11 protein-coding genes and 1 pseudogene are annotated in these 15,421 nt (G+C 65.1%); 5 read left to right on the top strand and 7 right to left on the bottom strand.

Annotation, left to right across the window (positions count from 1 at the left end):
• The 4 genes and pseudogenes from VGH54_RS26605 to VGH54_RS26590 all read left to right on the top strand — a co-directional run.
• Positions 1-175, top strand: a pseudogene (locus VGH54_RS26605) (hypothetical protein); the annotation flags it as partial.
• Between the two features lie 101 nt (positions 176-276).
• Positions 277-1,797, top strand: a complete 1,521-nt coding sequence (locus VGH54_RS26600; RefSeq protein ID WP_331515124.1) for an adenylate/guanylate cyclase domain-containing protein — start codon at positions 277-279, stop codon at positions 1,795-1,797.
• Between the two features lie 191 nt (positions 1,798-1,988).
• Entirely contained in the window at positions 1,989-2,339 is a 351-nt protein-coding gene (locus VGH54_RS26595; protein ID WP_331515123.1) for a DUF732 domain-containing protein, read from the top strand.
• Between the two features lie 98 nt (positions 2,340-2,437).
• A complete protein-coding gene (locus VGH54_RS26590) occupies positions 2,438-3,901 on the top strand; it encodes an NAD(P)/FAD-dependent oxidoreductase (protein ID WP_331515122.1) in 1,464 nt (487 codons plus the stop codon).
• Here the strand turns inward: VGH54_RS26590 and VGH54_RS26585 are convergent.
• The 7 genes from VGH54_RS26585 to fdxA form a co-directional block, all read right to left on the bottom strand.
• Positions 3,891-4,799, bottom strand: a complete 909-nt coding sequence (locus tag VGH54_RS26585; RefSeq protein ID WP_331515121.1) for a pseudouridine-5'-phosphate glycosidase — start codon at positions 4,797-4,799, stop codon at positions 3,891-3,893. The two genes, VGH54_RS26590 and VGH54_RS26585, sit on opposite strands and share 11 nt — an antisense overlap.
• Before the next feature lie 23 nt (positions 4,800-4,822).
• The gene (locus VGH54_RS26580; RefSeq protein WP_414688811.1) at positions 4,823-7,165 is read right to left on the bottom strand and encodes an APC family permease; all 2,343 of its coding nucleotides are present in this window, start codon (positions 7,163-7,165) and stop codon (positions 4,823-4,825) included.
• A gap of 25 nt (positions 7,166-7,190) precedes the next feature.
• Positions 7,191-9,146 (bottom strand): APC family permease, encoded by a 1,956-nt coding sequence (locus tag VGH54_RS26575; protein WP_414688812.1) that lies wholly within the window; start codon positions 9,144-9,146, stop codon positions 7,191-7,193.
• Between the two features lie 15 nt (positions 9,147-9,161).
• Positions 9,162-11,219 (bottom strand): APC family permease, encoded by a 2,058-nt coding sequence (locus VGH54_RS26570; protein WP_331515119.1) that lies wholly within the window; start codon positions 11,217-11,219, stop codon positions 9,162-9,164.
• Between the two features lie 153 nt (positions 11,220-11,372).
• On the bottom strand, positions 11,373-13,208 hold the full coding sequence (locus tag VGH54_RS26565) for an acyl-CoA dehydrogenase family protein (protein WP_331515118.1): 1,836 nt from the start codon (positions 13,206-13,208) through the stop codon (positions 11,373-11,375).
• 12 nt (positions 13,209-13,220) lie between these two features.
• The gene (dapC, locus tag VGH54_RS26560; protein ID WP_331515125.1) at positions 13,221-14,309 is read right to left on the bottom strand and encodes a succinyldiaminopimelate transaminase; all 1,089 of its coding nucleotides are present in this window, start codon (positions 14,307-14,309) and stop codon (positions 13,221-13,223) included.
• Positions 14,310-14,332: 23 nt separating this feature from the next.
• Positions 14,333-14,659 (bottom strand): ferredoxin, encoded by a 327-nt coding sequence (fdxA, locus tag VGH54_RS26555; RefSeq protein ID WP_331515117.1) that lies wholly within the window; start codon positions 14,657-14,659, stop codon positions 14,333-14,335.
• Between the two features lie 204 nt (positions 14,660-14,863).
• On the opposite strand from fdxA, the gene VGH54_RS26550 reads away from it, so the two are divergent.
• On the top strand, positions 14,864-15,421 hold a 558-nt coding region (locus tag VGH54_RS26550; RefSeq protein WP_331515116.1), incomplete at its 3' end, for a PadR family transcriptional regulator.

Below are 15,421 nucleotides of genomic sequence, written 5' to 3'. Positions count from 1 at the left end.
GACCTGCCACCCCAACCACAAACTCGCCGACCACGGCTGGACCACCCGCAAAAACGCGCGCGGCGACACCGAATGGATCCCACCGCCGCATCTCGACCACGGCCAACCACGCGTCAACACCTACCACCACCCCGAAAAGCTTCTGCTTGACGCCGAAGACGAAGACGAACCGTAGAACACTGCACAGATTCGGCGTCGCCAGGCATATTTCCCGCCCCGTCGCCCCGCCGCGGCGGAGCGGCACCGCCAGGTGGCTAACCGTTTTACGCTCCCAGCATGGATCGCATTTACCAGTGGGCGTGGGATCGGCATGGGGCGAGGTACTCGTGGGCGACGTACGCGATCGCCTTCCCCATCTTGCTTCAGCCCTACCTCGTTACAGCGTTTGTTGTAGTGGCGATCGAGGGGTCCGGGCGCTATGTGGAAGCCGCGGTGGCCGCCGTGGTAGGGGCGCTGGTGGTGATGTATGTGTGGGTGCTTCCCGGCATCGGCCAACTGCATCTTACGGAGCGGTGGGCGGCCAAGCGCGACCACGAGATCGATCGGGTGAGGGCATTGGAAGGCACTTACACGTGGGGCCGGGGCGCCGCGGGCCGGATGATTGTCACCAACGGAATTTTTATGGCCCTGGTTTCGGTCGTTGTCGGTGCGATCGCCGGGGCGGGCGTGTCGCGGCTGGTGCAGTACTGGATCGTGGGTGCCGCATTCGGGGCTGCCGCCGCGCTGTGCTCTGTGCACCCTTTCACGGAAGGGGTGATGCGGCCCGTCAGGGTGGCGATCATCGGCGACACCGGGATCGGTGATTTGCTGCCCCGCTCGCGTCCGACGTTTGCCGCGTGGTCAAACATCTTCTTCCTCGGGTCCGTATTCGCGTTCGCTATCTGGGCTGTGCTGCTGGCGGCGGTGTTCGACCGAGTTCGTGAGATGCCCGTGCTTTCCGTTGTGATCGCGGGTGCGGTGACGCTTGCTGTTGGGGTGCCCACCAGCGTCGGGGCCGCGTCCACGGCGATCCACCGTCCGATTCGCGACCTGGCCGAAGGAACCCAACGTGTTGCGGCTGGCGATTACTCCCAGCGCTTGCCGGTAGTTCAAGACGATGACCTGGGCGCGTTGGCGGGGTCGTTCAACCGCATGCAGGCGGGTTTGGCTGAGCGGCAACGGCTTCAGGCCGCGTTCGGCACCTACGTCGACCCGTCCCTAGCTGCCCGGCTGCTTGAACAGGGCGACGACGTGTTCACCGGTGAGCGCCGCCAGGTGACGGTGATGTTCGTCGACGTCCGCGACTTCACCCCGTTCGCCGAAGCGAACACCGCCGAGGACACCGTCGCCCGCCTCAACGCGCTGTTCGAGATCGTGGTGCCCGCTGTCGTCGACGCCGGGGGGCACGTCAACAAGTTCCTCGGTGACGGCGCGCTGGCCGTCTTCGGCGCCCCGAACGACCTCGCCGATCATGCCGACGCCGCGCTAACCGCCGCTCTTGCAATTCACCGCCTCGTCGCCGAACGATTCGGCGGGCAGCTTCGGATCGGCGTCGGGATCAACACCGGTGTGGTGATAGCCGGAACCATCGGCGGCGGCGGCAAGTTGGAGTTCACCTTGATCGGTGACACGGTCAATGTCGCAGCCCGCGTCGAGCAACTCACCAAAACCACCGGCGACGCGATCCTTCTCACCCACCACACCGCCGACGCCCTGAACGGTCGCTCGCCAGAACTCATCGACCGTGGACCCCACGCACTGAAGGGAAAGTCGGCTCTGGTGCAACTCTTCAGCGTCGAACCAGGGCCCGGCGTTTAGCGCGAATTTTTAGAAAGTACGTAAGCGGTTCGCGGCCTGCTACAGGATGATGACGACGACGTTCCGTAAGCGGAGGTCGATTCCGGCACGCTTCGTGTCCGATTTCGTCGACTCAACCGAGTGACGGGCGCTGTCTTCGCCTCAAACATGCCGCGACTCGCGGTAGTCAGCGATCAGTGCCACTCTTAGCCATGAATGTCGATCTATTTCTTCCGGCCTTCGCGGCCGCCGCTGTGCTAATGACTGCAGCTGTTGCTCACGCTGACGCGCAGGATGATCAGTTTTTGGGGTTGCTGTCGAGGGACGGAATTACCGCCGGCCCACCAGAGCAGTTGATCGCCCTTGCGCATGAACGGTGCGACGACGACAGTCTTTCTCGCTCCCAAGTGTGGACCCTTCATTTCGGCGCGATGCCGAGCCCGTTCAGCACGGCCATGTTGCAAATGGCTGCCAAATTGGAAGGTCAGGGTTTGACGGGACCGCAGGTACGGCCATTCTTATTAGACGCCATCAGCGTGTACTGCCCGGGCGCGCACAGTTGATCGTCGCCGCTGGCGCCCGGGACGGCCGCAGTCCCGGCGGACGTGACGACGGGCCATAGCTCTTGCCGCGGCAGTTTCGGCGGGCATACCGTTCTCCCATGACCGCCAAGACCCTGCGGCGGGATCCTCGGATCGTCATCGTCGGCGCCGGCATGGCGGGGATCGCGGTCGCTCATGTGCTGAAACAATCCGGCTTCAACGACTTCACCATCCTGGAAAAGGGTTCGGACGTCGGCGGCGTATGGCACTGGAACCGCTATCCCGGTCTGCGTTGCGACGTGCCTTCCTACGGCTATCAATTCGCGTTCGCGCCCAAGTCCGACTGGAAGCACGTGTGGGCGACCGGCGACGAGATCCAGCGCTACCACCGCGACCTCATCGACGCGTTGGCGCTGAAATCGCATCTACGGCTTGACTGCGAAGTCACCGAGGCGGTGCTCGCCGATAACCGATGGCGAGTGTCCACCGCGCGTGGCGACGAGATCGAGGCAGACTTCGTCATTGCAGCAACCGGAATCCTGCACCACCCGTTCATCCCGGACCTCCCGGGCCTCGACTCGTTCACCGGACCGGTGGTACACACCGCGCGCTGGACCGACATCGATGCGCGCGGTAAACGGGTGGCGGTGATCGGCGCCGGTTCGACTGGGGTACAGGTCTTTTCCGCGTTGCAGCCCGAGACGGCGCACATCACCCATTTTGTCCGCACACCGCAATGGGTGATGTGGATGCCGATGCGACTACGACAACCCCGCATGCTCGGACGGCTATTGCGGAGATTGCCGAGGCAGGACAAAACCGTCCGGCTCGCCCAATTCGTCGGCTCCGACTACTTGGTCGATCTGGTCACCCGACCGACGTGGCGGCGCCGGGCAGCCCAGCGCTACGGTTGGATGTGTCTGCGAGCCCTGGTGCGGGACAAGGATCTTCGCGCCAAGTTGACGCCTGATTACGAACCGTTCTGTAAACGGCAAGTGCTCTCCGGCGACTACTATCGGCGAATCTCCAAGCCGAACGCCAGCTTTGTCACCGAGCTGATCGCGGAGATCACACCGACTGGGCTGCGAACCAGCGACGGCATCCACCATGATCTGGACGCGATCGTGCTCGCCACCGGCTTCGCGGCCCACAACTACATGCGCCCGATGACACTGCGTGGCCGCGACGGACTGTCGATCGACGACGCCTGGGCGAAAGGTCCTCGGGCCTGGGGAATGACCGCGATCCCCGGATTCCCCAACCTGTTCATGGTGCTCGGCCCCAACTCGCCGACCGGGTCTATGTCGCTGCAACACGTCGCCGAATTGACCGCACGCTATATCACCCGTTGGCTGCAGCGTTTCCGCGACGGCGAGATCACCGCCGTCGAAGTCACCGAGGAAGCCACCGACCGCTTCGCCGACGACGTCGCCGAGGCGATGTTGCCGACGGTGTGGAACACCGGTTGCAACTCGTGGTATTTCGCCGATGACAACCACATCGACCTGTGGCCGTTCGACCGAAAGCGGTTGACCCGCATGCTGAGTCAACCGAAAGACGACGACTACATCCTCACACGGTAGGCGGGCCATAAGCCACGGCAATTTCCGCCGCCAGTCGCGCGTTGGACAGCACCAGCGCGACGTTGGCCGACAGCGACGCACCGTGCGTCTCGCGATGGAAGTAGTCGAGCAGGAACGGCGTGACGTCTTTGCCGTACACGCCCGCGGCTTCGGCGGCGGCCAGCGCTTCGGCCAGCACCCGGTCATGCAGTGCGCGGTCCATCTCGTCCGCGGGCGCGATCGGGTTGGCCAGCACCAGCCCATAGCCGTCGGTGCCCAGCCGCCGGCGGGCGCGCAACACATCGGCGACCTGTTGCGGCGACTCCGCCCGCCAGCCCACCGGATGACCCGAATCGGCCAGGTAGAAGCCGGGAAACCGATCGGTGCGATAGCCGATCACGCCGATGTTGAGCGACTCCAGCCGCTCGAGGGTGGCGCCGACATCCAGGATCGACTTGACGCCGGCGCAGACCACCAATGCGCCGGTGCGCGAGAGGGTCATCAGGTCCGCAGATTCGTCCCAGCTGTCGCGCGCATTGCGATGAACGCCGCCAAGCCCGCCTGTGGCGAACACCGAGATGCCCACTGCCGCAGCCAGATGCGCGGTCGAGGCGACGGTTGTACCGCCGTCTCCGCCCCGGGCGGCGAGCACCGCGAGGTCGCGGACGCTGACCTTCACCACCGCGTCGCTCTCGGCGACGCGCCGCAGTGCCGCATCGTCCAGCCCGATGTGCGGCTCGCCGTCGATGATCGCGATCGTCGCAGGCACCGCTCCGCCGGATCGCACCGCCGCCTCGATCTCGCGTGCGACGCGCAGGTTGTCCGGTCGGGGCAGACCGTGACTGATGATCGTGCTCTCCAGTGCGACCACCGGCCGGCCGGCAGCCAGCGCCTCGGAGACCTCGGGGTGGACGTGCACGGATTGCACCCTACGTCGCCGCCCTAAGACTTCTCGGGCGTCTCGATTACCGCGTACGTCGGATCATCTATCGTCACCTGCTTGTTGCCGCTCTGGCTCACTTTTCCCGTCACCCGCAGGACCTGGCCGGGTTGAATGTCGTCGCCATGGCCGGGCCGGAAGGTCACCCGGACCTCGCCGCTGTCATCTCCGACGACGATCCAGCGGAACGTCTTTCCACGTTTGGTGATGTCTTCGACTTGGCTGACCCGGCCTTCGACCGTGGTACGGCGCCCCGGAATCAGGCTGTTCACCTCGATCACCGCGGCGGGCTTCTTGGGGTGCTCGTAATCCTCCGCGGGCTTTTCTTCGCCCCGCCAAATCCGCATCTCGATCTCCTCGAATTTGGAGGCGATGCGCTGCTCCAAGATATCCGGGAACGCTTCGCGGATCCGGGACTGGACGTCGTAGGGAACGATGGTGGCCGCCGCGTCCCGGATTCGGCTGACGGCCCGGGAGATCTTGTCCGCGGTTTGGTCATGCAGGAGTCTTCCCAGTACCGGTGCATACGTCCGGCGTGGCAGCAGTACCGTCACGTGGGTGTCGCGATGCTCGTTTCGAGCCGTCACGACCAGCGTTTGCACAGCGCGGACGATCTGCCGGTCGGGGCAGTCGATCACCCGCAGCGGGGTGTCGAGATCGAAGTCATCCCAACGCTTTCGCAGTGCCGCGGCGTGGTCGGAGTCGATCATGAAATGCACCGCGGTCAACTCGTCGGCCCGTAGCCCTTTGCCGTAGCGCAGCGCTTCGAGCACCGCGAGGTCAACGGAGTTGACGCAGGCGAACAACCGATGGCGTGCGTACTTGGTCAACTGCGGACGGTCGGTGCGGAATGCTTCCAGGATCGCTGACTCGGCCCGGTATTCGCGATTGAGCCGAATCAACCCGAACACCAAGATCGGGAAGACAACGACGACCAGCCAAGCGCCCTCGGTGAACTTGGCCACCGCGAAGATGCCCACCACGATCGTCGAGAACACCGCGGCGGTGAAGTTGATCGCCAGCCGGTGCCGCCATCCCCGTTCCCGTTGCGTCAGATGGTATTTGGACATTCCGTAGCCGGCCATCGAGAATCCGGTGAACACCCCGATCGCGTAAAACGGCACCAGCGCGTTGACCGATCCGCCGGTGAACACCAGCAGCGCCACCGAAAGTGCTGCGAGCGTGAGGATCCCGTTCGAGAACACCAGCCGATAACCGCGTTGCATGAGCTGGCGCGGCAGGAAGCGGTCCTCGGCAACGAAACTCGCCAACGCGGGAAACCCGTTGAAGCTGGTGTTTGCGCCGGTGTACAAGATGGCCGCGGTCGATACCTGAACCAAGACGTACATGCTGTCGCCGATGACCCCGTTGCCGAAGACCGCTCGGGCGATTTGGGATAGCACCGACGGATACTCGCTGAGGTACGGCGCGGCATGTGTGGCGTAAGCAAGATAGCCGACACCGGCCAGCAGGAGCCCCAGAATGCAGGCCATCGCGGTGAGCACTCGGCGCGCATTGAGACTCTGCGGCTTACGGAACACGTTGACGGTGTTGGAAATGGCTTCCACCCCGGTCAGCGACGAGCCACCGTTGGCGAAGGCCCGCAGCACCACCAAGATTGTCGCGCCCATCACCAGACCGCTGCCGTGATGCACCGGTACTGCTCCGGCGGCGTGGCCGGGATCGTATTGCGGAAGGCCCCAAACGAGATGCCGGACAACGCCGGTCACGATCATCACGATGAGCATCGCCACAAACGAGTAGGTGGCGAGCGCAAACGGCAGCCCGGCTTCGCGCAGTCCGCGCAAATTCAGATAGCAGATGAGCAGCACGACTGCGACGGTGATTCCCATGCTGTAGGGCCCCAGTGCGGGCAGCGCCGACGCCACCGCAACCGTGCCCGCCGCCGACTGCACTGCCACCGTCACGACGTAGTCGATCAACAGTGCCGCGGCCGCCACCTGCGCCACCTTGGGCCCGAAGTTCTCCCGCGCCACAATGTAGGAGCCGCCGGCCTTGGTGTACACCATCACCACCTGCCGGTACGACGCGGCCACCAGGGCGAGGATCAACAGGATCACACCCATGATGGGCAGCAGCAAGATGAACGCCGCGAGCCCGGCATGCGGGAGCAGCTCCGTCAGAATCTGCTCGGGACCGTAGGCGGTGGACGAGATCGCGTCTGGTGAAAGCGCGCCCAGCGCAACGGGGTTCGACAGCCGTTCGTCTGCCAACTCCTGGGTGATCAGCGGCTTGCCCAGGAAGACGCGCTTGCACACGTCTGAGAAGGACGGAGGTATCTCCTGCTCGTCGACCTCAGCTGTCACGACCACCTCCTCCCACATTCAGGGTGGCAGCCGTTCGACCGTACTAGGCGCGACCCGCTTGGGCCAGCGCGTCGGGATCAACCCGTGCGATGCGCGACTCCACGTCGTAGGGCACGATGATCGCGGTCGCACCTGGAATGCGGCTGACGGCCCGGGCCATCTTGTCGGCCGTTCGGTCGTGCAGGAGCCGGCCCAGCATCGCGGAGTACGTCCGGCGCGGCAACAGCACCGTCACCTTGGTCTCCGGGTGATCTCGTTTCACCTGCAGCACAAGCTCTTGCGCGGACCGGCTCAAATGGCGGTCCGGACAGTCGATCACTCGCAACTGAGTATCGTGCTCGAAGTGCTGCCAGCGCTCTTGCAGCTTGGCCGAATGATCGGCGTCGACCACGAAGTGCACCGCACACAATTCGTCTGCGTGCAGGCCTTTTCCGTAGCGCAGCGCTTCGACTTCGGCGAGGTCGACCGAGTCGACGAAAACGAACACCCGCAGCCGCGCATACTTGGCCAGCTCGGGGCGCTCGGTGCGCGACATCTCCAGGACCGAGGCCTCGGCGCTGTACTGCCGATTCAGCCGGATCAGCCCGAACACCAGTATCGGGAAGACAATCACGACCAGCCAGGCACCTTCGGTGAACTTGGCCACCACGAAGATGCCCACCACGATCGTCGACATCAGACCTGCCGAGAAGTTGACCACCGCTTTGCGGCGCCAGCCGTGCGCGCGGCGGGTGTAGTGGTGCTTTGCCATGCCGAAGCCGGCCATCGCGAACGCGGTGAACACGCCGATCGCGAAGAACGGCACCAACGCGCTGAGCTTGGCCCCGGTCACCAGCAGCAATGCCACCGCGAGCGCGGTCAGCGTGATGATCCCGTTGGAGAACACCAGCCGGTGACCGCGTTTGGTCAGCGGACGAGGCAGGAAACGGTCCTCGGCAACGAAACTCGCCAGTGCGGGGAACCCGTTGAACCCGGTGTTGGCGCCGGCGAAAAGGATTGCGGCGCTAGAAGCCTGCACCGAAAAGTAAAGTACATTCCCAACTGGGCCCTGGCCGAAGACGGCGCGGGTGATCTCCGAGAGCATCGACGGGTATTCATCCAGGTACGGCGTGGCGTGGGTGACGTGGGCGAGCCAGGCGACACCGGCCAGCAAGATCCCCAGGATGCACGTCATGATGGTCAGCACCCGGCGGGCGTTGAGGCCCTGGGGCGCACGAAAGACGTTGACCGTGTTGGAAATCGCCTCCACACCGGTCAGCGAGGTACCACCGTTGGCGAACGCGCGGAGGACCACGAGGACCGTCGCGCCCATCACCAGCCCGTGGCCGTGGTGCACCGGCACCGCACCGTCGATGTGCGTCGGATCGTATCGCGGCAGACCCCAGAAGGCCTCACGAATAACGCCGGTCACGATCGTCAGCAGAATCATGCCGACGAACCAGTAGGTGGTGGCCGCGAAAATGCGGCCGGATTGCCGCAATCCGCGCAGGTTGGCGATACAGATCAGGATCAGGATGGCGATGGTGAGTCCCAGGTGATAGGGGCCCAACACAGGGATTGCCGACACCACCGCCACAGTCCCCGCCGCGGGCTGCACCGCGGCGGTAACGACGTAGTCGATCAGCAACGCCGCGGCGGCGATCTGCGCTATCCGGGGCCCGAAGTTGTCCCGAGCCACCATGTACGCCCCGCCGGTCCGGGTGTACGTCATGACGACCCCGCGGTACGACGCGGACACCAACAGCAGGATGAACAGGACGACGCCGATGATCGGCAGCAGCAACGTAAACGCGGCCATCCCCGCGCGCGGCAGCAGTTCGATCATCACCTGCTCGGGACCGTAGGCCGTCGAGGAGATCGCATCTGGTGAAATCGCGCCGAGCGCAACCGGATTCGACAGCCGCTCGGACTCGAGCTGCTCGCTCGTCAAAGGCTTTCCGAGGAAAATTCGCTTCCAACTGTCGGCGAAAGAAGGCCTGATGCCCGAGTCGCGCTGCAATGCTGTTACCACGTGTCACATTCCTCCGGAGTCCGCGACCTGTGAAGTCAAGGCATCCACGCGGGTCAGCTGCGGTCGGGGCAACTCTATCGGATTATCGGCGGGGCGCGATTTGGCCGCTGATCCGTTGGCGGCCGCACTCGCCATCGCGATCCGGGTCGCAATGTCGTAAGCCACAATTTGTGCGCTTGCGCCCGGAATTCGGCTGATCACTTTGGCGATCATGTCTGCGGTGCGGTCGTGCAGCAGACGGCCCAGGAGCTGGGAGTACTCGCGGCGCGGCAACAACACCGTCACCTTGGTGTCCGCATGCTCCGCCATGATCTGCTGGACCAGTTCTTGCGCGGCGCGGCTCAGGTTGCGGTCGAAGCAGTCGACCGTCCGCAGGCCGGTGACGTGCCCGAAGTGCTGCCATTGTCGCTTGAGGCGCTCCGCATGCGCGGAGTCCAGCACGAAGTGCACCGCGGTCAGCTCGTTGGCTTGCAGCCCCTTGGCGTAGCGCAGCGCTTCGATCTCGGCCAGGTCGACCGAGTCCACGAAGACCAGCACCCGGTGTCGGTCGTAGCCGGCCAGGTCAGGAGGTTCGGCAGCCGATGTCTCCAGCACCGACGCCTCGGCGCGGTACTGCCGGTTCACCCGCATCAACGCGAAGACAAGGATCGGGAAGACCACGACCACTAGCCAGGCGCCTTCGGTGAACTTGGCGATCGCGAAGATGCCCACCACGACGGTAGACAGGATTCCTGCCGACAAGTTGATCAACAGCTTGTACTGCCAACCTGGCCCACGGTGGGTGAGCCAGTGTTTGGTCATGCCGTAGCCGGCCATCGAGAAGCCGGTGAACACCCCGATCGCATAGAACGGCACCAACGCGTTGAGCGAACCGCCCGTCCCGATCAGCAGAACCACCGCCAGCACGGTGAGCATGATGATGCCGTTAGAGAACACCAGCCGGTGGCCACGTTTCATCAGGGGCCGGGGCAGGAAGCTGTCCTCGGCGACGAAACTCGTCAACGCGGGAAAGCCGTTGAAGCTGGTGTTGCCGCCGGTGTAGAGGATCAGTGCGGTAGCCGCCTGAACGAGGAAATACAGCACTTTGCCGATCACGCCATCGCCGAAGACCGCCCGTGCGATCTCGGACAGCATCGACGGATATCCACTGGCGTAGGGGAAGGCGTGCGTGATGTGGGCGAGCCAGGCGACACCGGCCAACAGGAACGCGAGAATGCAGCCCATGATCGTGAGCACTCGACGCGCATTCGTGCTCTCCGGCGGGCGAAAGGCGTTGACCGTGTTGGAGATCGCCTCGACACCGGTCAGCGACGAACCACCGTTGGCGAATGCCCGCAACACGATCAGCAGCGTTGCGCCCATGATCAGACCGCTGCCGTGCTGCACCGGCACCGCTCCATCGGCGTGGATCGGGTCGTAGACCGGGAGGCCGCCGAGGAATTCCCGAATGACTCCGACCACGATTGTCAACGAGACCATGCCGACAAATAGATAAGTCGGCAGCGCAAATGGAAGCCCGGCCTCGCGCAATCCGCGCAGGTTGGCAAAGCACATCATGAGGACAATGCCGACGGTGATTTCCAAGCTGTAGGGACCAAGCGCCGGTATCGCCGAAGCCACCGCCACCGTTCCGGCCGCGCACTGTACGGCGACCGTGACGACATAGTCGATCAGCAGCGACGCGGCGGCGATCTGGGCGATCTTCGGTCCGAAGTTCTCCCGCGCGACCACGTACGAACCGCCGGCACGGGTGTAAACCATCACCACCTGGCGATATGAGGCCGCCACCAACACCAGGATCAGGAGGATCACGCCGGTGATCGGTAGTAGTAGAGCGAACGCGGCCATTCCCGCAGCCGGGAGCAGTTCGATCATCACCTGCTCGGAACCGTAAGCGGTCGATGAGATGGCGTCCGGGGACAGCACGCCTAGTGCGACGGGATTGGACAAACGCTCGTGTTGAAGCTGGTCGTTGATCATCGGTTTGCCGAGTAAGGCCCGCTTACATCGGTCCGAGAATGACGGCGACGTGCGGTGCCCGTCGTCGGCCAGCTGTGTCATAACAGATTCCTTACGCAATAGTGCCGGTTTTTACGAAACCAAATCGGACCCCGCCAAAGCCTACGGTTAACAGCCGGGAAACGCGCGCTGAGAGCTGTGTCCACAGCAGCCTGGAAACCTTCTTTACGGAATCTTGATGGATTGCGGCGCTCGTTATCCAATCGTGCGGGCAAGGCGCTGTGGACAATCCGCCGCCAATGCTCCGTCGGCAAGTTCGGCGAACCGCTCGAGTCCTTCATCGGCCTCGTCGTCGATACCGCGAAGCGGGCCCGGCTCGGCCAGGTAACGCCGTGCGTACAGCCGGGCGACCAGGGACTTGCGGTCCGTGCCGCGGGCGGCGTGCTCCCAGGCGGCCTGCTCGGTCAGCAGAGCGCCGGCGTAGACGTCCCCGATGAATTGGGCCAGCGGGAACAGCCGCGCCTCGGCAACGTCGGCGCGCAGTTTGGTCCAAGCGGTTATGGCCGCTTCGAGATCCTCGATGCGGCGGCGCACCAGCCGGGTCGTGTCATCGTCGTCGGATACCGAGACCGCGTCATGCAGTCGCTCCAGCAGCGGCTGATGGGCCCCGATGCGCTCGATCCCCCGCCGCACGTCGAGGCACAGGATGTTGTCGGCGCCCTCCCAGATCGTGTTGACCTGGGCATCGCGCAAAAGCCTTGCCACCGGCCATGTTTCGATATAGCCGTTACCGCCGTGGATCTCGATCGCGTCGGAGGCCATGGTGATGCCGAGCCGGCACACCTTGAGTTTGGTGACCGGCACCGCGATGCGCTGTCGGATCGCACGAGGTTGGCGGTGGTTGGAAAGCCCGACGCCGTCGAACACCAGCGCCTGGGCGGCCTCGAGGTCGACGATCATTTCGGCGAGCTTGCGGCGCATCAACGGCTTGTCGAGCAGGCGGTCACTGAACGCCCGCCGCTGCCGGGCGTAACACAGCGATTCGACCAGGGCGCGCCGCGCGTTGCCCAGGGCGAACAGGGCGATCCCGAGACGGGCGGCGTTGGTCAGCTCCATCATCCGGCCCAGACCCTTGCCGTCCGAGGGCTGCGCGTCGGTGCTGGGCTGGTCGGTGCTGGGCTGATCGGTGCTGGGCTCACCCGACAGCAGGAAGGCCTCCGCGTCAACCAGCTCCACCTCGCCGGAGGCCACCGAGCGGGTGCCCAGCTTGTCTTTCAGTCGCCTGATGCGAATGCCGTTGGGCGTACCGTCGCGACGGGTACGCAGCACCAGGAAGCTCGCCGCGCCGCGGCTGGAGTCCGGGGCGCCCTCGGGCTTGGCCAGCACGACGAAAACCTGGCCGTCGCAGTTGGACGCAAACCACTTGAAACCGTTGAGCAGCCAGGCATCTCCGTGTCGGGTAGCAGTGGTCTCCAGCGCTCCGAGGTCGGAGCCGCCGGCCCGCTCGGTGAGCAGCTGAGCGGTCTCGCCTTCCCACTCCCCGCTGGCGAATCTGGCGAGGACATGCTCGCGCACGTCGGCGGGCGCATAGGCCGCAACCAGCGACTTGACCATGCCGCCGCCTGTCCCCAGGGCACAGCCCATGCCGATGTCGGCCTGATCGAGCAAATAGTTGGCCGCGAACAACGGCAGCGACGACGCGATGCCGGCTTGCCGCGCGTCGTCCTTGAGGGCCCTCTGCGCGCCCAGCACCGCCCGTTTGGACTCGATGAACGACGTCGGCTGGACCACCTGGCCGATGTCGTGTCCCCAGCGGTCGTAGCGTTCCAGATGGGCCGGGTTGCGGTCGGTCTGCTCGGCCCATCGGGCTACCGGACCACCCATCAACTCCCCGATATCGCTGAGGTGTGGTTCGACGACGGCCAGCTCATCGGGCTGCAAGTAGTAGGCCATCGTCAGCTGCAGCGTGGGATCGGTGCGATACCAGTTGAGGCCGACAGCGCCCCGGTAGTTCTCGGTGCGGTAGCGCTCCGACTTCTCAGGAGTGCTGAACGGCAGTCGGTCGACCGCCTCCGCTTCGTATCCGGTCATGGCCGTTCGCTCCTATTCCCCCAAACGATCGACGGCGGCGGCGATGCGCTCGTCGGTGGCCGTCAACGCCACCCGGACGTGCCGGGCGCCGCGTGCGCCGTAGAACTCACCGGGTGCCGCCAGAATGCCACGCTGCGCCAGCCAGCCGACGGTGTCGCGGCACGGCTCGCCGCGGGTGACCCAGAGATATAGACCGGCGTCGGAATAGTCGACGGTGAAGCCGGCCGAGCGGAACGCCGGCAGCAGCACATCGCGGCGCCGTCGGTAGCGCTCGCGCTGCGCATGCTCGTGGGCGTCGTCGTCCAGGGCGGCGACCATGGCCGCCTGCACGGGTCGCGGCACCATCATCCCGGCGTGTTTGCGCACCGCCAGCAGCTCACCGACCAGGGCAGCGTCGCCGGCGACGAAACCGGCCCGGTAACCGGCCAGCGACGAACTCTTGGACAACGAGTGCACCGCGAGCAGACCGGTGTGGTCGCCGTCGCAAACCGACGGATGCAGTACCGACAAGGGTTGCGCGTCCCAGCCCAGGCCGAGGTAGCACTCGTCGGAGGCGACCACCACACCGCGCTCCCGGGCCCACCCGACCAGCTTGCTCAGGTGATCGACCCCGAGCACCTGACCGGTCGGGTTGCTCGGGGAGTTCACGTACAACAAGGCCGGCGCCTGCGGACCGAGCTGGGTGAGCGAGTCGGCTACCAGCACCCGCGCACCGGCCAGCCGCGCGCCGACGTCGTATGTCGGATAGGCCAGCTCGGGCACCACGACCGAATCCTCAGCGCCCAGGCCGAGCAGGGTCGGCAGCCAGGCGATCAGCTCTTTGGTGCCGATGACCGGCAGCACCGCCGACTCGGTCAGCCCGGTGATGCCGTAGCGGCGGCCCAGCGCGTCGACCGCCGACTCGCGAAGCTCCGGTGTGCCCGCGGTGGTGGGGTATCCCGGTTCGGCGCTGGCCGAGGCCAGCGCGTCGCGGATGACCGGCGCGACCGGGTCGACCGGCGTGCCGACCGACAGGTCGACGATGCCGCCCGGGTGCGACTTAGCCAGCGCGGTCGCGTCGGCCAGGGTGTCCCAGGGGAATTCCGGCAATGACGCCGACACCAGCCGGCGGTTCACCAGGCGGCTCAGTCGTCGTGAGCTTGAGGCGGCAGATCCTTGACGGCCTGTGGGTCGTTCTCGGTCTCGCCGACTTTCGCTGCGCCGCCGGGGGATCCGAGCTCGGCGAAGAAGTCCGCGTTGATCTGCGTGTACTGACTCCACTGTTCGGGCACATCGTCTTCGTAGTAGATCGCCTCGACCGGGCAAACCGGCTCGCAGGCGCCGCAGTCGACGCATTCGTCGGGGTGTATATACAGCATCCGAGTGCCCTCGTAAATGCAGTCGACCGGACATTCCTCGATACAGGCCTTGTCCTTGAGATCGACGCAGGGTTCGGCGATCGTGTACGTCACGAAGGTCTCCTCTCGGTCTCCAGCTGACTGTTTGGCTGAGCCGGTAGGTGCTGACCCTAGTGGTGAAGGCAACTTCCCGGCGATGACGATGTCTTGGTTACTGATACTAGACGTTGCATATACAACGCAAGCACCAGGTCTCTATGCGCGTCGCTGCAGTGCAACTGGTTGCATAGGATGGTCCGGTGTTCTTATGCTGCGCCGGTGACACTCCCCCACGCGATCCTGGTGTCGCTGTGCGAACAGTCCGGCTCCGGCTATGAGCTGACACACCGGTTCGATCGTTCGATCGGTTACTTCTGGAGCGCCACCCACCAGCAGATCTACCGCACCTTGCGGACGATGGAAGACGACGGCTGGGTGTCGGCGACCGTGGTCGCGCAGCGCGGGCGGCCGGACAAGAAGGTCTACACCGTCTCCGACGCCGGCCGGGCGGAATTGGCGCGCTGGATCGCGGCGCCGCTGCGGCCAAGCGGGTCTGGCTCCGGTGGTTCCGGAAGGGGTGGTGCGCTCGGCGACAACCGCACTCGCGAAGTCGCCGTCAAGTTACGCGGCGCCGCCTACGGCGATATCACCGCGCTGCGCGCGCAGGTCGCCGCGCTGCGCGCCGAGCGGGCCGAGCTGCTGGACACCTACCGCGGCTTCGAGAAGAAGCAATTCCCCGATCCGACGACGTTGCGCGGCAACGCATTACATCAGTATCTGGTGCTGCGCGGCGGAATCCGCGCCGAAGAAAGCACCATCGATTGGCTCGACGAAGTG

The organism is Mycobacterium sp. (assembly GCF_036488105.1).
GTDB lineage: Bacteria > Actinomycetota > Actinomycetes > Mycobacteriales > Mycobacteriaceae > Mycobacterium.
This window is presented reverse-complemented; position numbering and strand designations above follow the sequence as displayed.

What these genes read in the sequence shown, in the direction of transcription:
- VGH54_RS26600 (WP_331515124.1), top strand. Translation starts at nt 277, where the DNA reads ATGGATCGCATTTACCAGTGGGCGTGGGATCGGCATGGGGCGAGGTAC.
- VGH54_RS26590 (WP_331515122.1), top strand. Translation starts at nt 2,438, where the DNA reads ATGACCGCCAAGACCCTGCGGCGGGATCCTCGGATCGTCATCGTCGGC.
- VGH54_RS26570 (WP_331515119.1), bottom strand. Translation starts at nt 11,219, where the DNA reads ATGACACAGCTGGCCGACGACGGGCACCGCACGTCGCCGTCATTCTCG.
- VGH54_RS26595 (WP_331515123.1), top strand. Translation starts at nt 1,989, where the DNA reads ATGAATGTCGATCTATTTCTTCCGGCCTTCGCGGCCGCCGCTGTGCTA.
- VGH54_RS26565 (WP_331515118.1), bottom strand. Translation starts at nt 13,208, where the DNA reads ATGACCGGATACGAAGCGGAGGCGGTCGACCGACTGCCGTTCAGCACT.
- VGH54_RS26580 (WP_414688811.1), bottom strand. Translation starts at nt 7,165, where the DNA reads ATGTGGGAGGAGGTGGTCGTGACAGCTGAGGTCGACGAGCAGGAGATA.